The organism is Isoptericola nanjingensis (genome assembly GCF_050311635.1).
Lineage (GTDB): Bacteria > Actinomycetota > Actinomycetes > Actinomycetales > Cellulomonadaceae > Isoptericola > Isoptericola nanjingensis.
This window is the reverse complement of sequence record NZ_JBNOZL010000010.1, coordinates 1-24,359: the sequence shown is the minus strand read 5'-3', so window position 1 is coordinate 24,359 and position 24,359 is coordinate 1. Positions and strand designations below refer to the sequence as shown.

The window sequence follows — 24,359 nt, the reverse complement described above, 5'->3', positions numbered from 1 at the left end:
CGACCCGCAGGCCCCGCCGACACCCTTGCCGCCCCGGCGGCGCGTCGCTATGGTCGTCGACCAGTGCGCATCGATGCGCATCGATGACCTTCGCCGGGACCCGGCGACGTCCGCCGACGACGGGAGACGACGTGCCGAAGGGGCCGACCAGCGCTGACGTCGCGCGCGAGGCCGGGGTGTCGCAGTCGACGGTCTCCTACGTCATGAGCGGCAAGCGCCCGATCTCCCCGGAGACGCGGCGGCGCGTCCAGGACGCCATCGACCGCCTGACCTACGAGCCGCACGCCGGGGCGCGGGCCCTGGCGGGGCACCGCACCAGCACCGTCGCGGTCGTGGTGCCGGTCGACCCGGACTCCAGCGTGCAGCGTCTGATGGTGTTCGTCGAGGAGATCCTGCTGGCCGCGCGGCGGCGCGACCACGACGTGCTCCTCGTGACCGCCGACGAGGGCCCGTCCGGGTTGCGCCGGGTGGCGGGTCGCTCGCTGTGCGACGCCCTCGTCGTCATGGGGGTCGGCGCCGACGACGACCGCGTCGACGTGGCGCGGGAGCTGCCGCTGCCCGTCGTGTTCATCGGGATACCGGACGACGCCGAGGGGCTCGACTGCCTCGACTTCGACTTCGAGGCCGCGGGCGGGCTGCTCGTGGCCGAGCTCGCCGACCTGGGGCACCGGACGGTGGACGTGCTGGGCTGGGGGCCGGACGTCACCGCGCAGGGCGTCAACTTCGTGCCGCGGTTCGAGCGCGGCGCGCGCACGGCGGCCGCGGAGCGCGGCGTCGAGCTGCGCTGGCACGAGCCGGCCGGCGAGCCGGACGTGGGGCGGGTCGTCGACGGCGCCCTCGCGTCCGACGAGGTGCCCGGCCTCGTGCTCGCGACCGCGGTCCCCGCGACGTTCCGCGCGCTGGCAGACCGGGGTCGCCGGCCGGGTCGGGACGTCGACGTCGTCGGTCTGGCCCTCGACGCCGAGGCCGAGCCGCACGGCCTCACCGCCACGTCGCCGCGGCCGCGCGACGTCTCGCGGCGCGTGATGGAGCGCGTCTTCGCCCTGCTCGACGGCGACGCGCCGCCCGGCGGCGAGCGGGAGCTCGCGCCCGCGGTGCTGCTGCGGCGCAGGTCGACACGGACCACGCCGGCGGCCGGCTGACCCGGCCCGACCTGCCACCCACGGCCACGCACCGACCCGCCACCGCACCGACCCGGCACCGAGCGAAGGAGACATCATGACCGCACCGATCCGCGTCACCGTCTGGGGGGAGAACCGCCACGAGCAGCTCGAGCCGTCGGTCGCCGCCCGCTACCCCGACGGCATGCACGGCGCCGTCGCGCGGGGCATCGAGGAGAACCTCGGCGACGGCGTGCGCGTGCGCACCGCGACGCTCGACGACCCCGAGCACGGGCTCACCGAGGAGGTGCTGCGCGACACCGACGTGCTCACCTGGTGGGGCCACGCCGCGCACGGCGAGGTCGCCGACGCGGTGGTCGAGCGGGTGCACCGCCACGTGCTGGAGGGCATGGGCCTCGTCGTCCTGCACTCCGGGCACTGGTCGAAGATCTTCATGAAGCTCATGGGCACCACCTGCACCCTGCGCTGGCGTGCCGAGCACGACCGGGAGCTGGTGTGGACGGTCGACCCGACCCACCCGATCGCGCAGGGGATCCCGCACCCCATGATCATCGAGGAGGACGAGATGTACGGGGAGTTCTTCGACGTCCCCGCCCCGGACGAGACCGTCTTCCTCAGCACCTTCTCCGGCGGAGAGGTCTTCCGCTCCGGCATCACCTACCGGCGCGGCTTCGGCAAGATCTTCTACTTCCGCCCCGGCGACCAGGAGTACCCGACGTACTTCCACGACGGGGTTCGCAAGGTCATCTCCAACGCCGTCGGGTGGGCCGTGACCGTGCGTCCCGAGCGCACGACCCCCACGCTGCTGCGCTACGAGACCGAGGACTTCTACCGCGGCCAGGGCTACGGCGGCGCGCTGGACGACGAAGCCCGCGCCGCCGCCGCGGAGGCCGGGCGGTGAGCGTGCCGCTGGTCCTCGTCGGCGCCGGGGGGATGGGCCGGGCCTGGCTGTCCGCCATCCGGGCCGAGCCGGGGGCCGAGCTCGCCGGCGTCGTCGACCTCGACCTCGACGCCGCCCGCGGGGCGCTCGCCGACGCCGGGCTCGCGGACGTCCCGGTCGGGACGGACGCCGTCGCGCTCGCCCGGGAGACCGGTGCGCGCGCCGTCGTGAACGTCACCGTCCCGGCCGCGCACCACCCCGTCACCACGGCCGCGCTGTTCGCGGGGCTGCCCGTGCTCGGCGAGAAGCCCGTGGCCGAGTCGGTGCCGCGAGCGCTCTCGCTCGTCGCGGCCGCGGAGGTGACGGGGGAGCTCTTCGTGGTGAGCCAGTCGCGCCGCTACAACCGGCAGCTCTTCGCCTTCCGGGAGCAGGCGCGCACCCTGGGCGACCTGGGGGTGCTCACCACGGAGTTCTTCAAGGCGCCCCGCTTCGGCGGGTTCCGTGACGCGATGGCGCACCCGCTGCTGCTCGACATGGCGATCCACCCCTTCGACACCGCCCGGTTCCTGCTGGGTGCCGAGCCCGTCTCGGTGTACTGCGAGGAGTTCAACCCGTCGTGGAGCTGGTACGACGGCAACGCCGCGGCGACCGCGGTCTTCGAGATGACGGGCGGCGTCCGCTACTCCTACACGGGCAGCTGGTGCAGCCCCGGCCAGGAGACGTCGTGGAACGGGGCCTGGCGGCTGTCGGGCCGCGACGGCACCGCCCGCTGGGACGGCGACCACGAGCCGGTCGTCGAGGGGCCGCATGACGCGGCGGAGGGCGCGGACCCCGGCGACGGGATCGCCGGGTCGCTGGCGACCTTCCTCGCGGCGCTCGACGGCGGTCCCACGCCCATGGGCGAGGTGCACGAGAACGTGCTCAGCCTCGTCATGGTGGCGGCGGCGGTCGAGTCGGCCGCCACGGGCGCGAGGGTCCTCGTCGACGACCTGCTCGAGCGCGCCTACGCCGAGGCCCTCGCCACGGAGACGCGGGAGGACGTGCGCGTGCAGCTCGCGTCGTGGACGTCGGTGCGCGCGGCCCTCGGGCCGGCCTGACACCGGGGCCAGGCGGGTTGCCCGCCGGGGCCCGGCCGGTCAGGCGAGGCGCTCGCGCAGGAACGTCCAGGCCAGGGCGGACATGTGCGCGGCCTGCGCGTTGTTGGCCGCGCCGCCGTGGCCGCCCTCGACGTTCTCGTAGTACGTGACGTCCGCGCCGGGCCCGCCCGTGGCCAGCATGAGCGCCGCCATCTTGCGCGCGTGGCCCGGGTGCACGCGGTCGTCCTTGGTCGACGTCGTGAACAGGACCGGCGGGTAGGCGCGGTCGCCGTCGAGCAGGTGGTACGGCGAGAAGGTGCGGACGAACTCCCAGTCGTCGGTGTCGGGGTCGCCGTACTCCGCCACCCACGACGCGCCCGCGAGCAGGTGCGAGTACCGCTTCATGTCGAGCAGCGGCACCTGTACCACGACCGCGCCGAACAGGTCGGGGTACTGCGTGAGCATGTTCCCGGCCAGCAGCCCGCCGTTGGAGCCGCCCTGCGCGCCGAGGTGCTCGGGCGTCGTGATGCCGCGGGCCACGAGGTCGCGCGCGACGGCGGCGAAGTCCTCGTACGCCTTGTGCCGCCGCTCGCGCAGCGCGGCCTGGTGCCACGCGGGCCCGTACTCGCCGCCGCCGCGGATGTTCGCGACGACGTACACGCCGCCGCGGGCGAGCCACGCCCGCCCGACCGTGCCGGAGTAGCCCGGCAGCAGCGGGATCTCGAAGCCGCCGTACCCGTACAGCAGCGTCGGCGCGGTCCCCGGCGTCGTCGGGTCGGACGGGTCCACCAGGTCCTCGCGGCCCACGACGAAGTACGGGACGCGCGTGCCGTCGTCGGAGGCTGCGAAGTGCTGCACCGCGACCATGCCGTCGGCGTCGAAGTACGCCGGCGCGGCCTTGAGCGGCTCGGGCGCGCCGGGCTCCGCCCCGGGCCCCGCGACGGTCGCCAGCGCGAGGGTGGACGGCGTGAGGTAGCCGGTGGTCGTGACCCAGACGTCGTCGCTGTCGAGAGCGTCGACGGCGCGCACGCCGACGGTGAGCAGCCCGCCGCCGAGCGGGAGCTCCGAGCGGGTCCAGGGCGCGCCGGCCGCCGTGCCGGGGGACGTGCCGGCGGGCGGGGTGAGCACGTGGACGGCGTTCTTCACGTCGTCGAGCACGTTGACGACCAGGTGGTGGCGGGTCCATGTGGCGCCGACCAGCGACGTCGACGGCGTGGGCTCGAACAGGACGGTGAGGTCGCGCGAGCCGGCCAGGAACGCGTCCGCCGGCGCGGCCAGCAGCGAGCCGGCGGCGTAGGTGGTGCCCGCCGGCGCCCAGTCGTCGCGCAGCTCGACCAGCAGCCACTCGCGGTGAAGCCCGACCTCCGCGGACTCGGGCACGTCGATCTTCACCAGCCGCTGCTCGGGCGTCCCGACCGCCTCGACGAGGAAGGTCTCCGACCGGTAGAAGGCGATCGAGCGGCTCACGAGGTCGCGCTCGAAGCCCGGCGTGCGCGAGCGGCGCGCGGAGATGTACATGTCGTCGTCGGTGCCCTCGTAGACGACGACGGCGTCCTCGATCGGCGTGCCGCGGCGCCAGAGCTTCGCGATGCGCGGGTACCCCGACGGCGTCGTCGTGCCCGGGCCGAAGTCCGTGAAGGCGTACACCGTGTCCTCGTCGGCCCACGCCAGTCCGCCCTTGGCGCCGGTGCGGCCGTCGTCGCGCGCCGTGTCGCGCTCGAAGCCGCCCTCGGCGGCGGGGACGAACCGCTTGGCGACGAGGTCGAACTCGCGCGTGACGTCCGCGTCCGAGCCGCCGGGGGAGAGGTCGACCAGTGCCCGGCGCCAGGGCTCGCCCGCCGCGAGCTGCTCGGGCGTCGGGCGCAGCAGCGACGCGCCGTGCCACACCCAGCTCTCGCCCTCCGCCGCGGCGAGCGCGTCGAGGTCGAGCACGGTCTCCCACTCCGGCGCGTCGGTCCGGTAGGAGCCGAGGGTGGTGCGGCGCCACAGGCCGCGCTCGTGCGCGGCGTCGCGCCAGAAGTTGTACAGGTGGTCGCCGATCCGGGAGACGTCGGGGATGCGCTCGTCGGAGTCGAGCACCTCGCGGACCGCCGCCTCGGTCTCCGCGAACCCGGGGGCGGCACCCACGGTCGTGTGCGCGTGGTCGTTGCGGCCGCGCACCCACGCCAGCGCCTCGGTGCCCTCGACCTCCTCGAGCCACGCGAACGGGTCCGGCCGGGCCGGGTCGAGCGGGGACGGCGGCGCGGCGGGCGGGGCTGACGGTGCGGCGGTGTCGACGTGCTCGGCGGTCATGCTCGGCACCCTAGCCGCCGGGCGCGCCGAGGGGCGCGGGTGCCTTTCACCCGGGGGGTGCCCGTGGTAGAAACTCCTGGTCAGGGCATTGATCCCGCTATGGACGTTCCAAGGGTTTCGCGGAGAACGCCGCTTTCGGAGCGGCACGGTCACGTCCGCCGGGACCCGATCCTTCCACCCACGGGGGTGCGGTGAGCACGACGACCTCTGCCGGAGCGCGCGCGACGACGCGCGTGCCGGCCCAGCTCTGCGCGGCCGCGGCCGTCCTCTGCCTCGCGGCCGTGCCGCTGCTCGGCGACCGGCTGTCGCCCGCGGGCGCGGCGTCGCTGTCCTGCGCCGCCGCGCTGCTCGTCGTCGTCGCGGCCGTGGCGCTGTCCCGCGCCGTCGCGCGCGGCGACCGCGACCGGGCGGCGCTGCGGGCGGAGCGCGACGCGCTGGCGGCCGAGCTCGCGACGGCCGCCGGGGCGCTCGAGGACGCGACGACCGGGCTCGCGCGCACCCGCGAGGCATGCGACGACCAGCGCGCCGCCGTCGAGACCGCCGTCGTCGCCCTGGGGCGCAAGGTGCAGGCGTCGGCGCACCGCATCCAGGAGGAGGCGGCGCGCATGGTGCAGCGGCACGCGGCCGACCCCGACGTGCTGCAGACGTCCATGCGGATCGACCACGCCGCCGCGCAGCACGCCCGTCAGGCGCAGAACCTCGTCGCGCTCTGCGGCCGGCGTCCGGGGCAGGCGTGGGACGACCCGCTCGCCCTGCCCGACGTTGTGCGCGCAGCCGCCGGGCGGATCACGGCGTTCCAGCGCGTCGAGGTCTCCGGCGACCCGGGGCTGGCCGTCGTCGGGCGTGCGGTCGAGCCGGTCGTGCACGTCCTCGCCGAGCTGCTCGCCAACGCGACGCAGTGCTCGCCGCCCAGCACCCAGGTGCTCGTCGCGATCCGGCAGGTGCAGCGGGGCGCGGTCGTCGAGGTCGACGACTGCGGCGTCGGGATGGCCGCCCGCGAGCTCGAGCGGGTGCGCGCCGTCGCGTCCGGCGCGCGGCCCGTGGGCATCGCCGACCTGGGCGAGGTACCGCAGACCGGCCTCGCGGTCGTCGGGTCGTACGCCCGCGCCCTGGACCTGCGGGTGGATCTCACGGAGTCCGTGTACGGCGGCCTGCGCGCCGTGGTCATGGTGCCCGCCGAGCTCGTCACCGCGGCGGCCGCGGCTCCCGGCACGCTCGCCCCGAGCGTCGACGACCCGTGGCCCGGGCCCGCCCCCCAGGCCCCGGCCACGCCGGAGACGACGGCCGCCGAGGCCCACGGCACGACGCCGGGACCCGACGGCGCCCCGGCCCTGCCGCAGCGGCGCTCGCGCCGCGGCACCGCCACGGGGACCCAGCGCGCGGTGCCCGCCGCGCCCCCGTCCGCCCCGACCGCGGTTGTCCCGGCACAGACGGCGGAGGAGGCCGGCGCGTGGATCGGCGCGTTCTTCTCCGCCGACCGCGACGCCACCGCCGACGGCGCCCCGACCACCGACCATCCCAGCCAGCAGCCGTCCGCCGTGCCGGACGTGACCTCGGAGGACTCATGACGACCCCGACCACCGATGCGACGCCCGCGCCCGCGCACCCGGACAGCTGGATGCTCGACCTCGTCGCGGGGGTGCGCGGCGTGCGCCACGTCGTCGTGCTCAGCTCGGACGGCCTGGTGAAGGTCCGCACGGACGTGACGCCCCCGGACACGGCCGACAAGGTCGCCGCGGCGTGCGCCGGCCTCGTCGCGCTCGGCATGAGCATGGGGCGGGAGTTCGGCGCCGGCGACGCGCTGCGCCAGGTGCTCGTCGAGTTCGACGGCGGTTTCCTCTTCGTGCGCGGAGCGGGCGACGGCTCGCGGCTGGCGGTCGTCACCGACGCGGCGGTCGACCCGGGGCTCGTGGCCCAGCAGATGCAGGCCCAGGTGCTGATGATCGGCGAGCGGACGCTCGGCACGGACGTCCTGCGCCCCGCCGCCGTCCCCGCCCCCGTGCCCGCCGACGGGGAGGCGCGATGACGGACGGCTACCGCGACCACCCGGTGCGCTCGTACGTCCTCACGGGCGGGCGCGCGCACCCGAGCCGCAACACGCTGCGACCGGAGACGCTGCTGTGCGCGGTGGACGACGGCCGCGAGCTGCCCGTCGGCGCGGGCCGGCACGAGCGGGCCCTGCTCGAGACCTGCCGCGGCACGCTGGCCCTCGCCGAGCTCGCCGCGTACCTGCGCCTGCCCACCAGCCTGGTCGCGGTCCTCGCCTCCGACCTGCTCGACGCCGGCTACCTGGCGGTCCGGTCGCCGGCGACCCACGACCTGCCGGGCGTCGACCTGCTGGAGGAGGTCCTCGATGGTCTCCGCCGGTTCTGAGGCGCCACCCGTCGACCCGGCCTCCCTGCACCTCGCGTCCACCGTCGAGCGGTCGGTCAAGGTGCTCGTGGTGGGCGCGTACGGCGTCGGCAAGACGACGCTCATCGGCGCGGTGAGCGAGATCCCCGTGCTGAGCACGGAGGAGACGATCACGGCGGCCAGCCTGGGCGTCGACCCGCGGCTGGGGGAGAAGACCACGACGACGGTCGCGATGGACTTCGGGCGCGTCACCGTGGGCGGCACCACGGCCCTCTACCTGTTCGGCACGCCCGGGCAGAAGCGCTTCTGGGACCTGTGGGCGGGGCTGGCGGACGGCGCGGTGGGCGCCCTCGTGGTCGTGGACACGCGGCGGCTGGAGGACAGCTTCGAGGTGCTGGACCAGCTCGAGGAGCACACGGCGCTGCCGGTGACCATCGTGGTCAACGAGTTCCCGGACGCGCCGCGGCACACCACCGACGCGGTGCGCGCCGCGCTCGACCTGCCGGCGGACACCCCCGTCGTCGCGGGGGACCTGCGCGAGCGACGCCAGGCCGTGGAGGCGCTCCAGGCGCTCGTCGCGCACGCGGTGCGCCTCGCGCGCGCAGGCGACGCCGCATGAGCCTCACCGGGGCGGTGCGCGTGGTGCGGCTCGAGGACGTGGCCGACCGGCCGCTGCTCGCCGACCTGGCGGGCGCGCCCGACCCGGCGGCTCGGTACGAGGCGCTGCGTTCGCGCTGGGGCGCCCTCGCGCCCGTCGACCTGGAGCCGGGCGTGCCGGCGTGGCTCGCGCTCGGCCACGCCGAGGTCGCCGCCGTCCTGCGCAACGAGGCGATGTTCTCCCGCGACGCGCGCCACTGGCGGTACGAGGCGGAGGGCCTGGTCGGTCGGCGCTCGGCGACCCGCGCGCTCCTCGCGCCGCGCGACGGCGCCCACGACCGCGACGGCGCGGAGCACCGGCGGCTGCGCACGCCCCTGGCCGACGCGCTCGACGCCGTCGAGGACCGCCGCGTGCGGCGCACGACGGACGTCGCGTGCGCGTCGGCGCTGGACCGGCTGGCCGCCCGCGGCACGGCGGACATGGTCGCGGAGTACGCCGTCGACGTCCCGGTGCGGGTGCTGGCCGACCTGCTCGGCATGACGCTCGCGGACGCGCGCCGGATGCACGAGCTCACCGTCGCCCAGCGCTCCGGCGCGGACGACGCCCACCCGGCGTCCGTCGAGGCGGAGGACCTGCTCGCGGGCTTCGTCGCCGGGCGTCGCGCGGAACCGAGCGACGACCTCACGTCCGCGCTGCTCGCGCACCCCGCGCACGAGAACGACCTCGAGGTGATGGCCGCCGTCGGGCTCGTGTTCGCCACCGCGCACGACGCCGAGATCGCGTGGATCGCCACGACGCTGCAGCGGCTGCTCGCCGACCCGGCGTTCGCCGCCCGCCTGCACGGCGGCCGCCTCTCGCTCGACGACGCGCTGGACGAGGTGGCGCGCGACGCGCCCCCGCTGCCGCACCTGCGGCCGCGCTACGCCCTCGCGGACGGCGAGCTGGGCGGTCAGGCGATCGCCGCGGGCGACGCCGTCGTGCCGGCGGTGGCGGCCGCCAACGCCGACCGTGCGGTCCGCGCCGCTGACCCGTGGGAGCAGGTCGACGCGCGCTTCCACCTCACCTGGGGGACGGGCGCGCACGCGTGTCCGGCGCACCGGACGGCTCCGCTGATCACCCGGACCGTCGTGGGGCACTTCCTCGCCCGGGTCGCGGACATGGAGCTCACCGTCGCGCCGGCCGACGTCGAGCCGGTGCGCTCGGCGTGGGCGCGCTACCCGCAGGAGCTGCCCGTCCGATTCCGGTGACCGGCGGACCGGCGGACCCTGACGGGTCGGCCGATCCGCCCGCGGTCAGCCGATCCGTGCGCGCAGCCGGCCGGGCAGGTGCCGGTACGCCTTCGGGTCCACCGGCAGCAGCCACTGGCCGGCGCGGGTGGTCGCGGGCAGCTGCAGGTCGAGGTCCGTCAGCATCTCGTCGATCTGGTGCAGCGAGAACGGGATGACGTTGGTCCCGCGGGCGTGCTTGCCCTCCGTGCGCTTCTCCATCCATTCCACGCGGCTCGCGACGAGCTCGCGCCGCTCCTCGACGGGCGGCACGTCGACGGCGTCGGCGAGGTGGGCGGCGGTCCACAGCGCTGCGACCTCGGCCGACAGCGGGCTGAACAGCGACGAGTTGTACCCGGCGAAGGTCAGGTGCGGCACGTCGTGCGGCAGCACCTGCCGGTAGAGCTGGAAGTTGCCGCGGTCGTCGAGCAGGCGTGCCTGCAGGTCGTCGTCGAGGAACGGCACGCGCTGGTGGAAGCCGGTGCCGCACACCACGAGGTCGGCGCGGACCGTGGTGCCGTCGTCGAGCACGGCGACGGGGGCGCCGTCGTCGTCGACGGCGAGGCGCTCGATCTCGGACTCGCGGTGCACGTCGATCCTGCCCTCGGACACCTGCTCGAAGAAGCCGTCGGTGGCGAGCGAGACGGTGGAGCGGGCGATGTCGGCGAACTCGCCGCGCGGCACGAGCCCGAGCTTCTCCAGGTGGAACTGCTTGACCGACACCGCGCCGACGCTGGCGAGCATCGACTTCCGCACACGGTCGCCGGGGCCGTGCAGGAACTTCTCCATGCCGCCGGACAGCGTCTCGTAGCGGAACAGGCCCTCGCCCATCCGGGTGAGCAGGAGGTACTTGTAGTTGAGCGCGTTGCCGAGCCGCTTGGGCAGCTTCCACAGCAGGTGCCGCGCGACGACCTGGGTGCTCGCGGCGACCGGGGCGATCTCGGCGGCGACGTCGCACGCGGACTTGCCGTACCCGACGACGACGACGTGCTTGCCGCGCGCGTCCTCGAGGGACGTGAGCTGGCTCGAGGCGACGACCTTGCCGCCGGCGCGCAGCAGCTGCGCCAGGCCCTCGAAGCGCGGGATCACCGGGTCGGAGAAGATGCCGTTCGCGACCACGACGTGGTCGAAGCGCTCGGGCTCGCCGACCGGCTCGCCCGTGCGTCGCGCGGTGACGAACCAGCCGTCCTCCGCGGGGGTCAGCTCGGCGCGCACCACCTCGGTCGACAGCCGGAGCGAGCCGCGCAGGTCGTGGAGGTCGACGTACCGCTCGAGGTACGCCTGCACCTGCTGGCCGCTGGGCCACTCGGGGTAGTCCTTCGGCATGGGCAGGTCGGAGAAGGCGTACGAGCCCTTGTTGTTCTGCGTGGTGAGGCCCGAGTAGCGGCGGCTCGCGCTCCACACGCCGCCGACGTCGGGGGCCTTGTCGAGCACGGTGACGTCGTGCCCGAACTCGCGGAGCACCTTGGCGCTGGCCAGGCCGGCGAAGCCGGCGCCGACGACGGCGATCTTCATGGGCGTCCTTGCTGTCGGTCGAGAGGGGGCCAAAACGCCAGAATCGTAGCGGTTCGGACAGCATCGGGACAGGCCTTCTCGCAGGTCGGGCGGGTCGAGGTGCCCGACCCGGCCGGTGTCGGCGGCACGCGGCAAGATGGGCGCGTGACGGACACCGAGAACACCCTGCTCGACGAGGCCACCGCACAGCGCCGCTGGGCCGAGCTGGTCGCCCTCGTCGAGGAGGACCAGCGCGCCTACTACGAGGACGACGCCCCCCGGGTGTCCGACGCCGAGTACGACGCGCGGATGCACGAGCTGGAGGCGATCGAGGCCGCGCACCCGGCGCTGCAGACTCCCGAGTCGCCGACGCAGCGGGTGGGCGGCGCGGCCGCCGCCGGGTTCGCGACGGTCGAGCACGTCGAGCGCATGCTCAGCCTCGACAACGTGTTCTCCGTCGACGAGCTGCGGGCGTGGGACGCCCGCGTGGCCCGCGACCTGGGCGCCGAGCGCGTCGGCTACCTGTCCGAGGTGAAGATCGACGGCCTCGCGATCGCCCTGCTGTACGAGAAGGGCCGCCTGGTGCGCGCGGCGACGCGCGGCGACGGCCGCACCGGTGAGGACGTCACGCAGAACGCGCTCCGGATCGCCGACATCCCGCGACGGCTGGCGGGCGACGGCCACCCCGACCTCGTCGAGGTCCGCGGGGAGGTCTTCATCCCCGTCGCCTCGTTCGAGCGGCTGAACGCGCTGCAGGCGGAGCTGCGCGACCGCGTCGTCGCCGAGTCCCGCGCGCGGCACGACGGGCGCACGACGTCCGCCCGCCCGTTCGACGAGGAGCGCGCCCGGGTCGCCGCCCTCCGCCGCTTCCCGCAGTTCGCCAACCCGCGCAACGCGGCGGCCGGCGGGCTGCGCCAGCTGCTCGACAAGAAGGAGGGCATGGAGCTCGAGGCCGGGGTCGCCCGCGTGGAGTCCCTGCGCCTCTACGTGCACGGGATCGGCGCCCTGCAGTGGACGGCGGGGGAGCACACCGAGCTGGCCCGGCAGTCCGAGGCGTACGAGCACTTCGCGCGGTGGGGGCTGCCGGTCTCGCCGCACAACCGCGTCGTCGAGGGGATCGACGGCGTCGTCGAGATGATCGAGTGGTTCGGCGCCCACCGCCACGACATCGAGCACGAGCTGGACGGCATCGTCGTCAAGGTCGACGCGCTGGGCGACCAGCGGCGGCTCGGCGCGACGAGCCGCGCACCCCGGTGGGCCATCGCCTACAAGTACCCGCCGGAGGAGGTCACCACCCGCCTCGTGGCGATCCAGGTGGGCGTGGGCCGCACCGGCCGCGCGACGCCGTACGCCGTGATGGAGCCGGTCCTGGTGGCGGGGTCCACGGTGCGGCAGGCGACGCTGCACAACCAGGACGTCGTGAAGGCCAAGGGCGTGCGCATCGGCGACATGGTCGTGCTGCGCAAGGCGGGCGACGTCATCCCCGAGATCCTCGGGCCCGTCACCGCGCTGGCCGACGACGGCTACCCGCGCGAGGAGTTCGTCATGCCCGAGCGGTGCCCCGAGTGCGGCACCCCGCTGCGGGCGATGAAGGAGGGCGACGTCGACCTGCGCTGCCCCAACGCCGAGTCCTGCCCGGCGCAGGTGCGCGGCCGGGTGGAGCACATCGGCTCGCGCGGGGGCCTGGACGTCGAGGTGCTCGGCGAGGTGACGGCGTCCGCGCTCACCCAGCCCGAGGTGCCCGAGGTCCCGCCGCTGCGCACCGAGGCGGGCCTGTTCGACCTCACGCTGGACCAGCTGCTGCCCATCGAGGTCGTCGTGCGCGACGCCGAGACGGGGTTGCCCAAGCTCGACGACGACGGCGTGGCCCGGCGCAGGACGCCGTTCCGCAAGAAGGTCACCTACACCAAGGCCCGCCGCGCCGAGGCCGAGGCGGCGGGGGAGACCCTGCCCGAGCTCGAGCCGACGGCCGCGGCCACCAAGCTCCTCGACGAGCTCGAGCTCGCCAAGACGAAGGACCTGTGGCGCATCCTCGTCAGCCTCAACATCCGGCACGTCGGGCCCGTGGCGGCCCGGGCGCTCGCGGGCTGGTTCGGCTCGCTCGACGCGGTCCGCGCGGCGACGCGCGAGGAGCTGGCCGCCGTCGAGGGCGTGGGCCCGATCATCGCGGACGCGCTGCTGGCCTGGTTCGACGTCGAGTGGCACCGCGAGATCGTCGACCGCTGGCAGGCGGCCGGGGTGCGCACCTGGATCCCGGACCACCCGGGGCCGGAGGCGATGGCGGCGCAGGCGGACGAGGGGCCGACCGGACCGCTCGCCGGCCTGACGGTCGTGGTGACGGGCTCGCTCGAGGGGTACAGCCGCGACGGCGCCAAGGAGGCCGTCCTCGCCGCGGGCGGCAAGGCGGCGGGGTCGGTCTCGAAGAAGACGGACTACGTCGTCGTGGGCGAGAACGCCGGCTCGAAGGCGGCGAAGGCGGAGGAGCTCGGCCTGCCGATCCTCGACGAGGCCGCGTTCACCCGGCTGCTGGAGGGCGGACCCGCGGCGCTGGACGGCTGACGCCCGGGGCTACGATGCGCGGGTGCCGGACACCCTCGCCCCGAACCAGACCGCCCCGACCCCGAGCCTGCGCGGCGCCCACCTCGTGGGCTCCGTGAACCTGCCCTCCGCGCGGGACACCCTGCGCACCGTCGCGGCGCGGCTCGGCGCGCACGTCCGCCGGATCCCCGACGGCGAGGTGGGCGAGCGGTTCCACTGGATCCTGTTCCAGGGCTCGCGGTTCGAGGCGGTCGAGGGGCTGGTCCGCGTGGGCGACGAGCCCGTCGTCGTGGCGGGCTTCGACGTGCGGCCGCACGTGCTCGACGGCTCGGTGCCGGCGGACGGGCTGCGCTTCGGGCCGCTGGGCTACGCGGACGCGGCGCGCGCCTCGTACGCGGACTTCGTCGCCCTGCGCGCGGAGGGCGTGATCGCGCCCGGCACGCGGTTCCAGGTCTGCCTGCCCTCGCCGCTCGCGGCCGTGACGACGTTCGTCGCGCCCGCCGACCGCGCCGCCGTGCACCCGGTCTACGAGGCGGCGCTCGTGCGTGAGCTCGAGGAGATCCTCGCGGCGGTCCCGTCCGAGGACCTCGCCGTGCAGGTCGACCTCGCCACGGAGTTCGCCTTCGTCGAGGGCGCGAACCTCGGCGGCGGCGCCGCGCGGGCGTGGTTCGACGCCGGCGCCGGCGGGGACGAGGGCGTCGTCGAGGGGTGCGCGACCCGGGCGGCGCGGTTCGCGGCGCACGTGCCGGAGGGCGTCGAGCTCGGTTTCCACCTCTGCTACGGCGACGTGGCGGAGAAGCACTTCGTCGAGCCGGCGGACACCGGCCACCTGGTGGAGATGGCGAACGCGCTGGTCGCGGCGCTGCCGCGCCCGATCACCTGGGTGCACCTGCCCGTCCCGATCGACCGCGACGACGTGGCGTACGTCGCCGGGCTCGGCGACCTCGCGCTGGACCCGGCCACCGAGCTCTACCTCGGCGTCCTGCACCACGAGGACGGCGTCGAGGGCGCCGCTCGCCGCCTCGCCGCCGCCGCGCAGGTGCTGGGCGGCCGGACCGTCGGCGTCGCGACCGAGTGCGGCTTCGGTCGCGGCCCGAGCGAGCGCACGGCGGCGCTGCTGGACCTGCACGTCGCGGTGCTCGAGCGCGCGGCCTGACGACGGCGTCGTCGCCTGCACGACGACGCCGTCCGCGCCGGCGGACACGGCCGTGCCGACGAGGGCCTCCGGGCCGCCCAGGTCGACCGACCTGTCCTCGGCCCGGGCGGGGTGATCGGAGAGGCGAGGCGTCCGGTGGGCGCCGAGGTCGTGCCGCGCATCGTAGGGGCGGCGCGCTCAGGCCGTGAGCGCGTCCACGGCCTCGGGGGACAGCGCATGGTCGGCGGCCATGGCGGCGGCGCCGAGCACGCCGGCCTGCGCGCCGGTGCGCGCGACGGCGATGCGCAGGTGCTGGGTGGCCAGCGGCAGGGACCGCCGGTAGACGACCTCGCGGATCCCGGCGAGCAGGTGCTCGCCCGCCTCGGCGAGGATGCCGCCGAGCACGATGACGGACGGGTTGAGCAGGCTGACGGTCGCCGCGAGGACGCTGCCGATCTCGCGCCCGGCCTGGCGCACCGCGCGGCCCGCGGTCACGTCGCCGCCCCGGACCAGCGCGACGACGTCGGAGGGCCCGGACACGTCCAGGCCCTCGGTGCGGAGCCGGACCGCGAGGGCCTGCGCGCTCGCGATCGCCTCGAGGCAGCCGACGTTGCCGCAGCGGCAGACGATGTCCTCCGCCCCGGGCACGGCGATGTGCCCGACGTCGCCCGCGGCGCCCTGCGCGCCGCGCCGCAGCGCGCCGTCGGCGATGATGCCCGCGCCGATGCCGGTGGCGACCTTGACGAGGATGAGGTCGGGGACGTCGGGCCAGGCGATGCGGTGCTCGCCGAGCGCCATGATGTTCACGTCGTTGTCGACGAGCGCCGGCGCGTCGAAGTGGCCGCGGAGGATGCCGGGCACGTCCGCGTCGTCCCAGCCGGGCATGATCGGCGGGTTGTTCGGGTGCCCGGTCGCGTGCTCGACGGGGCCGGGCAGCCCGACGCCCACGCCGGCGAGGTCGCCCAGCGAGCGGCCCGCGGTCTCGAGCAGCTTGCGCCCGGTGTCCGCGACCCAGCCGAGCACGGGCTCCGGCCCGTCGGCGATGGCGAGGGGCGCGTCGAGCTCGGCGAGCACGGTGGACGCGAGGTCGGTCACGGCGAGCCGGGCATGGGTGGCGCCGAGGTCGACGCCCAGGACCACCTGCGACGACGGGTTGAACGCGAAGGTGGCGGGCGGGCGTCCCCCGGTCGAGGTGGCCTCGCCGGCGGGGGCGATGAGGCCCGCCGCCATGAGGGCGTCGATCCGCCCGGCGACGGTGGACCGGGCCTGCCCGGTGAGGGTCGCGAGCTCGGCTCGGGTGCGGGCCCGGCCGTCGCGCAGGAGCTGGAACATCTCGCCGGCCCCGGGGGTGCGAGGTCCGATCGCTGCGCCTTCCGTCATGACCGTAGTCAATCACGATCGAATAACACCCGTCTTTTGCTTGACGATCGACAGAAGTGCGGCCTAGGTTCGGACTCATGGTCGACGTGGACCGCGACGACGCGGCACCGCCGGAGGGCAGCGACGCCCCCGCCCCTCTGCTGCGCATGGAGGGCATCGTCAAGCACTTCCCGGGCGCCAAGGCGCTCGACGGGGTGGACCTCGACGTGCTGCCGGGCGAGGTGCACTGCCTGCTCGGTCAGAACGGCGCCGGGAAGTCCACGCTCATCAAGGTCCTCGCGGGGGCGCACCAGCCCACCGCCGGCCGGATCGTGCTGGACGGCGAGGAGGTCGTGATCCCGCACCCGGTCGCGGCCCTGCAGCGCGGGGTCGCGACGATCTACCAGGAGCTCGACGTCGTCGACGGTCTGACCGTCGCGGAGAACGTGTTCCTCGGCCACGAGCTCGACCGCGGCGGGTTCACCCAGCGGCGCGAGGTCGCCGCCCGCACGCGCGAGCTGCTGGCGCGGCTCGGCCACCCCGAGATCGCGCCCCACCGCGAGGTCGGCCAGCTCTCGGCCGCGGGCAAGCAGGTCGTGTCCATGGCGCGCGCCCTGTCCCACGACGCGCGCGTCATCGTCATGGACGAGCCGTCCGCCGTGCTCGACGCCGGGGAGGTGCGCAACCTCTTCCGCGTGGTCCGCGCGCTCACGGAGGAGGGCGTCGCGGTCGTGTACATCTCCCACCGCCTGGAGGAGATCCGCGAGATCGGTGACCGCATCACGGTCCTCAAGAACGGGCGCACGGTGGGCCGCGACCTCCCGGCGGCCACCACGCCCACCGCGGAGCTCATCCGCCTCATGACCGGGCGCAACGTCGAGTACGCGTTCCCGGAGCGCCCGGGCGTCCCCGACGACGCCCCGGTGGTGCTCGACGTCGAGGGGCTCGGCCTCGGGGGCACGTTCGACGACGTCTCGTTCCAGGTCCGGGCCGGGGAGATCGTGGGTCTGGCCGGCCTCGTCGGCGCGGGACGGTCGGAGATCCTCGAGACGCTCTACGGCGCGCGGCGGCGTACGGCGGGCAGCGTGGCGGTGAACGGCCGCACCCTCCGCGCAGGGTCGGTCGACGCCGCGGTGGCCGCCGGCATCGGCCTGTGCCCCGAGGAGCGCAAGAGCCAGGGCCTCGTCCTCGACGAGCCCGTCTACCGGAACGTCACCCTCTCCACGTTCGCCCGGTTCGCCCGAGGCGGCTGGCTCGACGAGCGCGCCGAGCGCGCGGCGGCGCGCGAGCAGGTCGCGGCCCTCGACCTGCGGCCCACGGACGTCGACCGCGCGGCCCGCACCCTGTCCGGCGGCAACCAGCAGAAGGCCCTGCTCGGCCGGTGGCTCGTCCACGGCTGCGACGTGCTGCTGCTCGACGAGCCCACCCGCGGCGTCGACGTCGGCGCGCGGTCGGAGCTCTACTCCCTCGTGCGCCGGCTCGCCGACGCCGGGACGGCGGTGGTCGTCGTCTCCAGCGAGATCCCCGAGGTCCTCGGCCTCGCCGACCACGTGCTCGTGGTCTCCGAAGGGCGCGTCGTGCACCGGGCACCCGCGCAGGACATCGACGAGCACGGCGTGCTCGACCTCGTCATGGAAGGAACCACCGCATGAGCACCCAGGTGGAGTCGCCGGCCGCCGGCACGTCGCGGCCCTCGTGGCTGTCGGGCCCGGCAGGCCGCACGATCGGGCTCGTCGTGGCCCTGGTCCTCGTCGCCGTGGTCGGCGTGATCACGGGCGGCGAGCGTTTCGCCAGCCTCGACAACGTCATGACCATCCTCCGGCTGGCATCGGTCACCGGGGTCCTCGCCATCGGGATGACCTTCGTCATCACGGCCGGCGGGATCGACCTCTCGGTGGGGTCCCTGACCGGGCTCGCCTCCGTGTGGGCCAGCACGCTCGCCACGCAGACGATGGCCGAGGACGTGCACTGGACCGTCATGGTGCTCACGGCGCTCGTGGTCGGCACCGCGGCGGGCGTCGTCAACGGGCTGATCATCGCGTACGGCAAGGTCGTGTCGTTCATCGCGACGCTGGCGATGATGATCGCCGCCCGCGGCCTCGCGGAGATGATCTCGGGACGCCAGACCCAGGTCGTCAGCGTGGACGGGTTCCTGGACTTCTTCCGCGCCGACGTCATCGGCGTGCCGGTGCTCGTGTGGATCTTCGCGGTGGTCGCCGTCGCCGGGTGGTTCCTGTTCAACCGCACCACCTTCGGACGGCGCACGGTGGCCGTGGGCGGCAACCTCGAGGCGTCGCGGCTCGCGGGCATCAAGGTGCAGCGGCACCTGCTGTACATCTACGCGCTGTCCGGGCTGACCGCCGGCATCGCGGGCGTGATGATGCTGGGCCGCACCACGGCGGGCACCTCCACGAACGGCCTGTACTACGAGCTCGAGGTGATCGCGGCCGTGGTCGTCGGCGGCACGCTGCTCATCGGCGGTCGCGGCACGATCGTCGGCACCGTGATCGGCGTCCTCATCTTCGCGATGCTGACCAACGTCTTCACGATCAACAACCTGTCGATCTCCGCCCAGAACGTCGCCAAGGGCGCGATCATCGTCGTCGCCGTCCTGCTCCAGCAGCGCTTCGCCCGGCGTTCCGCGTCCACCTGACGCGCCGCCGCCCTGTCCCTCCCCGCATGTCCCTGCAGCACCCCGCACCATCCCGCACCGGGCCACCCGCCCGGGTCGGCCGGACCGAATCGAGGATGATCACATGTCCGCACGCACCTTGCTGAACAGTCGCGCCCGGCGCAGCGCCGCGGTGGCCGCGGTGGCCGTGTCCGCCGTCCTGCTCGCCGCCGGCTGCACCAGCAACGAGCCGCCCGAGGACGAGGGCTCGGCCGCCCCGCAGGTCGCCGCCGAGGGCAACGACGAGCCGGGCGAGAAGGTCGTCATCGGCTTCTCCGCCCCCGCCGCCGACCACGGCTGGATGGGCGCCATCACCAAGTCGGCGGTCGACACCGCCGGGCAGTACTCGGACGTCGAGCTCCGGCAGGCCGAGGCGACCAACGACGTCAACGTCCAGATCAGCCAGATCGAGCAGTTCATCAACGACAAGGTCGACGCCATCGTGCTGCTGCCGTTCGACGGCGCCGCGCTCACCGAGGTCGCGACCAAGGCGATGGAGGCCGGCATCCCGGTCATCAACGTCGACCGCGAGTTCTCCAGCCCGTTCGCCGCGCGCGCCACGGTGCTCGGCGACAACTACGGCATGGGCGTGAGCGCCGGCACCTACATCTGCGAGCAGCTCGGCGACAACCCGGACGCGATCGTCGCCGAGATCCAGGGCATCGAGTCGCTCCCGCTCACCCAGGACCGCAGCAAGGGCTTCGAGGACGCGCTGTCCGACTGCGGGCTCGACGTCGACCGCCGGGTCGCCGCCGACTTCACGGTCCAGGGCGGGGAGACGGCGACGTCGAACCTGCTGCAGGCGGAGCCGAAGATCGACGCCATCTGGAACCACGACGACGACCAGGGCGTCGGCGTGCTCGCCGCGATCGAGAACGCCGGCCGCGACGAGTTCTTCATGGTCGGCGGCGCCGGCTCCCTCGACGTCATGGAGCACATCCAGGCGGACGACTCGGTGCTGAAGGCGACCGTCGTCTACCCGTCGACGCAGGCGGCCGACGGCATCAAGCTGGCCCGCCTGGTGGTGCACGACAAGAACATGGGCGACCTGGTCTCGGCCGGGGTCCCGCGCACCACCCAGCTGTTCGCCCCGGTGGTCACGGCGGACAACGTCGACCAGTACATGTCCATCGGGTTCCGGTCCTGAGGTCGGACGGGTCCCGCAGAGCACGCACGGACGCACGACAGCCGCACGAGGAAACGGAGGTCGCTCGATGAGCGAGCACGCCACGGCAGGGGGCACGCCGACGCTGGGCGTCGGGATGGTCGGGTACGCGTTCATGGGGGCCGCGCACTCGCACGCGTGGCGGACGGCGCCGCGGTTCTTCGACCTCCCGCTCGCCCTGCGGATGCGGGTCGTGGCGGGCCGCAGCGCCGACGGGGTGCGGGCGGCCGCCGACCGGCTCGGCTGGGACGACGCCGTCACCGACTGGCGCGAGCTCCTGACGCGCGACGACGTCGACCTCGTCGACGTGTGCACGCCGGGCGACACGCACGCCGAGATCGCCGTCGCGGCGCTCGAGGCGGGCAAGCACGTGCTGTGCGAGAAGCCGCTCGCGAACTCGGTGGCCGAGGCGGAGGAGATGGTCCGGGCGGCCGACGCCGCGGCCGCGCGCGGGGTGTACGCGGCGGTGGGGTTCACCTACCGCCGCGTCCCGGCGATCCAGCTCGCGCGCCGCCTGGTCGAGCAGGGGCGGATCGGCGAGGTGCGGCAGGTGCGCGCGCAGTACCTGCAGGACTGGCTGTCCGACCCGGCCACGCCGCTGTCGTGGCGGCTCGACAAGGCGAAGGCCGGCTCCGGGGCGCTCGGCGACATCGGCGCGCACGTCGTCGACCTGGCGCAGTTCGTCACGGGGGAGCGGCTGGTCGGCGTGGCGGGCATGCTCGAGACGTTCGTGCGCGAGCGGCCGGTCCCGGCGTCGTTCTCCGGCCTGTCCGGGGAGGCGGGGGAGGGCACGGGCCCCGTCACCGTCGACGACGCGGCGATCTTCTTCGGGCGGCTGTCGGGCGGAGGGACGGCGACCTTCGAGGCCACGCGGTACGCGTGGGGGCGCAAAAACGCCATCCGGCTCGAGGTCAGCGGCACCCGTGGCTCGCTCGCCTTCGACTTCGAGGACATGAACCTCCTGCACTACTTCGACGCGGAGGACGACGCGGAGGTGGCGGGCTTCCGCCGCATCGTCGTCACCGAGCCGGAGCACCCCTACGGCGGTCACTGGTGGCCCGCCGGGCACGGGCTCGGCTACGAGCACGCGTTCACCCATCAGGTCGTGGACCTCGTCGGGGACCTGGCGGCGGGGAAGCAGCCGACGCCGTCGTTCGCCGACGGCCTCGCCGTGCAGCGCGTGCTCGACGCCGTCGAGCGCAGCTCCGACGCCGGCCACACCTGGGTCGACCTGCCCGGCTGACCACGCCCCGCCCGACGCCTGCACCTGCACCGCCGATCTCGACGAGGAGAACCGCACCATGGCACGACCGATCACCCTGTTCACGGGCCAGTGGGCCGACCTGCCCCTGGAGGAGGTGGCCCGGCTCGCCTCGGGCTGGGGCTACGACGGCCTCGAGCTCGCCTGCTGGGGCGACCACCTGGACCCGTGGCGGTGGGACGACGACGCGTACGTGCAGTCCCGCCTCGATCTGCTGGAGCGGCACGGGCTGAAGGTGTACGCCATCTCCAACCACCTCAAGGGCCAGGCCGTCTGCGACGACCCGATCGACGAGCGGCACCGCGACATCCTGCCGGACGTCGTGTGGGGCGACGGCGACCCGGAGGGGGTGCGGCAGCGCGCGGCGGAGGAGATGAAGCACACCGCGCGCCTGGCGGCGCGGCTCGGCGTGGACACCGTCGTCGGGTTCACGGGGTCGTCGATCTGGAAGTACGTGGCGATGTTCCCGCCGGCCACGGAGGCGATGGTCGAGGCGGGCTACCAGGACTTCGCCGACCGGTGGAACCCGATCCTCGACGTCTTCGACGAGGTGGGCGTGCGGTTCGCGCACGAGGTGCACCCGAGCGAGATCGCCTACGACTACTGGACCACCGTGCGCACGCTGGAGGCGATCGGGCACCGCGAGGCGTTCGGCCTCAACTGGGACCCGTCGCACATGGTGTGGCAGGACCTCGACCCGGTGAGCTTCCTCTGGGACTTCAAGGACCGGATCTACCACGTGGACTGCAAGGACACGAAGAAGCGGATGGGCAACGGCCGCAACGGGCGCCTGTCGTCCCACCTGCCGTGGGCGGACCCGCGGCGCGGGTGGGACTTCATCTCCACGGGCCACGGCGACGTGCCGTGGGAGGACGCGTTCCGGATGCTCAACACGATCGGGTACGCGGGGCCGATCTCGATCGAGTGGGAGGACGCCGGCATGGACCGCCTGGTCGGCGCCCCCGAGGCACTGGAGCTGGTGCGTCGGCTCGCGTTCGACGCCCCGGAGGCCGCCTTCGACGCGGCGTTCTCGCAGCGCTGAGACCGACCTCCCGCAGCTCGTGACGGCTCGCGGCGGCGTGGCGCCGGGTGGTCCGGCGTCCTGATCGAAGGGGATCAGCATGACCGGTCGTACCGAGCTCGACCGCCGGACGTTCCTGCGCCTGGCGGGCTCCACCGTCGCGGTGGGTGCCGCGACCGTCACGTCCGTGGGCCTGGGCGCGGCGACGGCCTCGTCGGCGCTCGCGGCCGGCGGAGGACGCCGGCTCGTCCCGCCGGGCAAGCTGGGGATCCAGCTGTACTCGATCCGGGACAAGGTCAACGCGCTCGGGTTCCGGGCGGTCTTCGAGCGGCTCTCGACGCTCGGCTACCGGGAGGTGGAGTTCGCCGGGTACACGCAGGGCGCGGTCGGGGCGATCACGCCGGCCGAGATCCGCACGCTGCTGGACGACAACGGCCTCGTCGCCGTGGGGTCGCACCGAGGCATCACCGACTTCGCCCGGAACATGGAGGCCGAGCTCGACATCGCCGAGACCCTCGGCACGGGGCACGTCGGCACGGCGAACGCGCCGACGAGCGACCGCACCGTGGGCGGCTACCTCGACGCCGCGGAGCAGTTCAACGGGTTCGGCGCGGCGGCCGCGGCGCGCGGGCTGAAGTTCTACCAGCACAACCACCAGCACGAGTTCGGCTTCGCGACCGACGACCCTGCGACGCGGCTGTACGACGTCTTCCTGGAGAACACGGACCCGGCGGCCGTCTTCCTCGAGATGGACGTGTTCTGGGCGTTCGTCGGCCGACACCTCTACCCGGGGTTCGAGCCGGTGGAGTACGTGCTGGCCCACCGGGACCGCTACCCGATGTTCCACCTCAAGGACGGGCGCGTGAACCCGCAGTCGTCGAACGGCTACGACATCGTCGAGTTCGGGGTGGGCGACCTCGACTACCAGGCGTTCCTCGGCGCGCTGAACGGGTCCGGACGCCAGCACGGCATCTGGGAGCAGGACAACGCGTCGACGGTCGCCGAGCCGCCGTTCCCCGTCGACTCCTTCGGCAACGCGGAGCGCAGCGCCGACGCGATCCTCGCGCTGCGGGGCTGAGGACGGTGGGAGCGCGGCCGGCGGGAGGGCGCACGAGTCGCCCCGCCCGCCGTGTCGCGCGCGGTCAGGCCGGTCGACGGATCATGACGACGTCGTCGTGCCGCACGCCGCCGACGTCGTAGGTCCGCGTGCCGGCGACCTCGAAGCCGTGCTTGCGGTAGAAGGACTGCGCCCGGGCGTTCTGCGCGTTGGTGCCCAGCCACACGGGCGCGTCGCCGCCGAGCTCTGTGGCGGCCGAGACGGCCGCGTCGAGCAGCCGCGCCGCGACCCCGCTGCCGAGCGCGTCCGGGTGCACGTAGATCTTGGAGAGCTCGACGTACGGGGCGGGCCCGACGACGGAGCGGAGCACGCGCTGCTCCTCGTCGCCGGAGGGCTCGCCGAGGGACACGAGCGCGTAGCCGAGGGGAGCCGTCGGACCGTCGGCGCGCGCGTCGAGCTCCTCGTCGACGGCGACCAGGAGAGCGTGCGCGTCGGACCGGACCCAGCCGCGGACGGCGGAAGGGGACAGGTGGGTGGCCACGTGAGCGGCCATCGTGGCCACGGAGGTCCCGGGCGGGCACGCCAGCGGGAACGTGACCGCGGCGAGCCACGCGACGTGGGCGCTCTCGTCGGCACGTGCGGGCCGGACGACGACGGACGCCGGGGGCTGAGGGGCGGTCTGCAGGGTGCTCACGGCACGATTCTGGACCCGGTCCCCAGCCCTCGTCCGAGGGCGGGGTGGGGTGTGCCCCGCGTCACCGCGGACGGAGTTGGCCGCGCGCTCCGGAGCGTGTAATGTTCTACGACGTCAGCCCGACAGGGAGACGGACACCAAGGAGCACGATCCGGGAGACCGGAGCTCAGGTGGCCGACCGGGGCTGGAACTCACATCGAGGATCAGGTCGCATTCGTGCGCCCCGAGCACCGGTGTGGGGGCTTTCCGACGATGTCGGGCAGTTCGATCGGCTGGAAACAGGCGGTCGGAGCGGCCGAAAAAGTCTGGTAAGTTTGAGGGGTTGCCCCGGCGGGGTCGGAACTGAGAGTGGTTCTGGTTCTGCGGTGTGCGTCGGTTGT

Annotated in this window: 20 protein-coding genes; 16 read left to right on the top strand and 4 right to left on the bottom strand. The window is 74.5% G+C overall.

All coding sequences use genetic code 11. The annotated features are described in order from the left end of the window. The first annotated feature begins 83 nt into the window (after positions 1–83). The 3 genes from ACQP6G_RS19690 (at position 84) to ACQP6G_RS19680 (ending at position 3,098) form a co-directional block, all read left to right on the top strand. On the top strand, positions 84–1,142 hold the full coding sequence (locus ACQP6G_RS19690; RefSeq protein ID WP_429766874.1) for a LacI family DNA-binding transcriptional regulator: 1,059 nt from the start codon (positions 84–86) through the stop codon (positions 1,140–1,142). 76 nt (positions 1,143–1,218) lie between these two features. Continuing rightward, positions 1,219–2,022: a ThuA domain-containing protein gene (locus ACQP6G_RS19685; protein WP_429766872.1), complete on the top strand. Its 804-nt coding sequence runs from the start codon at positions 1,219–1,221 to the stop codon at positions 2,020–2,022. Further along, positions 2,019–3,098: a Gfo/Idh/MocA family protein gene (locus ACQP6G_RS19680; protein ID WP_429766870.1), complete on the top strand. Its 1,080-nt coding sequence runs from the start codon at positions 2,019–2,021 to the stop codon at positions 3,096–3,098. The genes ACQP6G_RS19685 and ACQP6G_RS19680 overlap by 4 nt, the downstream gene beginning before the upstream one ends. A 39-nt stretch (positions 3,099–3,137) precedes the next feature. Here ACQP6G_RS19680 and ACQP6G_RS19675 read toward each other — a convergent pair whose 3' ends face one another. Beyond that, positions 3,138–5,369 carry a prolyl oligopeptidase family serine peptidase gene (locus tag ACQP6G_RS19675; RefSeq protein ID WP_429766868.1) on the bottom strand — a complete coding sequence of 744 codons (2,232 nt, stop codon included), beginning with the start codon at positions 5,367–5,369 and terminating at the stop codon, positions 3,138–3,140. A gap of 191 nt (positions 5,370–5,560) precedes the next feature. Between ACQP6G_RS19675 and ACQP6G_RS19670 the strand changes: the two genes are divergently transcribed. Genes ACQP6G_RS19670 through ACQP6G_RS19650 form a run of 5 tightly spaced genes read left to right on the top strand, consistent with a single transcriptional unit; the run spans position 5,561 to position 9,566 of the window. Further along, positions 5,561–6,937, top strand: coding sequence for an ATP-binding protein (locus tag ACQP6G_RS19670; RefSeq protein WP_429766866.1), 1,377 nt, complete (start codon positions 5,561–5,563; stop codon positions 6,935–6,937). Next, entirely contained in the window at positions 6,934–7,395 is a 462-nt protein-coding gene (locus ACQP6G_RS19665; RefSeq protein WP_429766864.1) for a roadblock/LC7 domain-containing protein, read from the top strand. The genes ACQP6G_RS19670 and ACQP6G_RS19665 overlap by 4 nt, the downstream gene beginning before the upstream one ends. After that, entirely contained in the window at positions 7,392–7,742 is a 351-nt protein-coding gene (locus ACQP6G_RS19660; RefSeq protein WP_429766862.1) for a DUF742 domain-containing protein, read from the top strand. Before ACQP6G_RS19665 ends, ACQP6G_RS19660 begins: the two co-directional genes overlap by 4 nt. Further along, positions 7,723–8,340 carry a GTP-binding protein gene (locus ACQP6G_RS19655; protein ID WP_429766861.1) on the top strand — a complete coding sequence of 206 codons (618 nt, stop codon included), beginning with the start codon at positions 7,723–7,725 and terminating at the stop codon, positions 8,338–8,340. The genes ACQP6G_RS19660 and ACQP6G_RS19655 overlap by 20 nt, the downstream gene beginning before the upstream one ends. Next, on the top strand, positions 8,337–9,566 hold the full coding sequence (locus ACQP6G_RS19650) for a cytochrome P450 family protein (protein WP_429766859.1): 1,230 nt from the start codon (positions 8,337–8,339) through the stop codon (positions 9,564–9,566). Before ACQP6G_RS19655 ends, ACQP6G_RS19650 begins: the two co-directional genes overlap by 4 nt. 45 nt (positions 9,567–9,611) lie before the next feature. On the opposite strand, the gene ACQP6G_RS19645 is transcribed toward ACQP6G_RS19650, so the two are convergent. Then, complete coding sequence (locus tag ACQP6G_RS19645) at positions 9,612–11,099, bottom strand: flavin-containing monooxygenase (protein ID WP_429766857.1); 1,488 nt, start codon at positions 11,097–11,099, stop codon at positions 9,612–9,614. 144 nt (positions 11,100–11,243) lie between these two features. Between ACQP6G_RS19645 and ligA the strand changes: the two genes are divergently transcribed. Together ligA and ACQP6G_RS19635 are read left to right on the top strand one after the other, a co-directional pair. Beyond that, a complete protein-coding gene (ligA, locus tag ACQP6G_RS19640; RefSeq protein ID WP_429766856.1) occupies positions 11,244–13,637 on the top strand; it encodes an NAD-dependent DNA ligase LigA in 2,394 nt (797 codons plus the stop codon). Between the two features lie 22 nt (positions 13,638–13,659). Then, positions 13,660–14,772 (top strand): hypothetical protein, encoded by a 1,113-nt coding sequence (locus ACQP6G_RS19635; RefSeq protein WP_429766854.1) that lies wholly within the window; start codon positions 13,660–13,662, stop codon positions 14,770–14,772. Between the two features lie 177 nt (positions 14,773–14,949). On the opposite strand, the gene ACQP6G_RS19630 is transcribed toward ACQP6G_RS19635, so the two are convergent. After that, positions 14,950–16,131: an ROK family transcriptional regulator gene (locus ACQP6G_RS19630; RefSeq protein WP_429766852.1), complete on the bottom strand. Its 1,182-nt coding sequence runs from the start codon at positions 16,129–16,131 to the stop codon at positions 14,950–14,952. A 77-nt stretch (positions 16,132–16,208) separates the two neighbouring features. On the opposite strand from ACQP6G_RS19630, the gene ACQP6G_RS19625 reads away from it, so the two are divergent. From ACQP6G_RS19625 to ACQP6G_RS19600, 6 genes are all read left to right on the top strand, one after another. Beyond that, positions 16,209–17,762 carry a sugar ABC transporter ATP-binding protein gene (locus ACQP6G_RS19625; protein ID WP_429766851.1) on the top strand — a complete coding sequence of 518 codons (1,554 nt, stop codon included), beginning with the start codon at positions 16,209–16,211 and terminating at the stop codon, positions 17,760–17,762. Then, the gene (locus tag ACQP6G_RS19620) at positions 17,759–18,763 is read left to right on the top strand and encodes an ABC transporter permease (RefSeq protein WP_429766850.1); all 1,005 of its coding nucleotides are present in this window, start codon (positions 17,759–17,761) and stop codon (positions 18,761–18,763) included. The genes ACQP6G_RS19625 and ACQP6G_RS19620 overlap by 4 nt, the downstream gene beginning before the upstream one ends. A 103-nt stretch (positions 18,764–18,866) precedes the next feature. Then, positions 18,867–19,928, top strand: coding sequence for a substrate-binding domain-containing protein (locus tag ACQP6G_RS19615; protein ID WP_429766848.1), 1,062 nt, complete (start codon positions 18,867–18,869; stop codon positions 19,926–19,928). A 67-nt stretch (positions 19,929–19,995) separates the two neighbouring features. After that, the gene (locus ACQP6G_RS19610; RefSeq protein ID WP_429766847.1) at positions 19,996–21,189 is read left to right on the top strand and encodes a Gfo/Idh/MocA family protein; all 1,194 of its coding nucleotides are present in this window, start codon (positions 19,996–19,998) and stop codon (positions 21,187–21,189) included. Between the two features lie 58 nt (positions 21,190–21,247). Beyond that, positions 21,248–22,249, top strand: a complete 1,002-nt coding sequence (locus tag ACQP6G_RS19605; RefSeq protein ID WP_429766845.1) for a sugar phosphate isomerase/epimerase family protein — start codon at positions 21,248–21,250, stop codon at positions 22,247–22,249. Positions 22,250–22,328: 79 nt separating this feature from the next. Continuing rightward, complete coding sequence (locus ACQP6G_RS19600; RefSeq protein WP_429766843.1) at positions 22,329–23,306, top strand: sugar phosphate isomerase/epimerase family protein; 978 nt, start codon at positions 22,329–22,331, stop codon at positions 23,304–23,306. A 64-nt stretch (positions 23,307–23,370) separates the two neighbouring features. Here ACQP6G_RS19600 and ACQP6G_RS19595 read toward each other — a convergent pair whose 3' ends face one another. Next, the gene (locus tag ACQP6G_RS19595) at positions 23,371–23,979 is read right to left on the bottom strand and encodes a GNAT family N-acetyltransferase (protein WP_429766841.1); all 609 of its coding nucleotides are present in this window, start codon (positions 23,977–23,979) and stop codon (positions 23,371–23,373) included. Between the last annotated feature and the right edge of the window lie 380 nt (positions 23,980–24,359).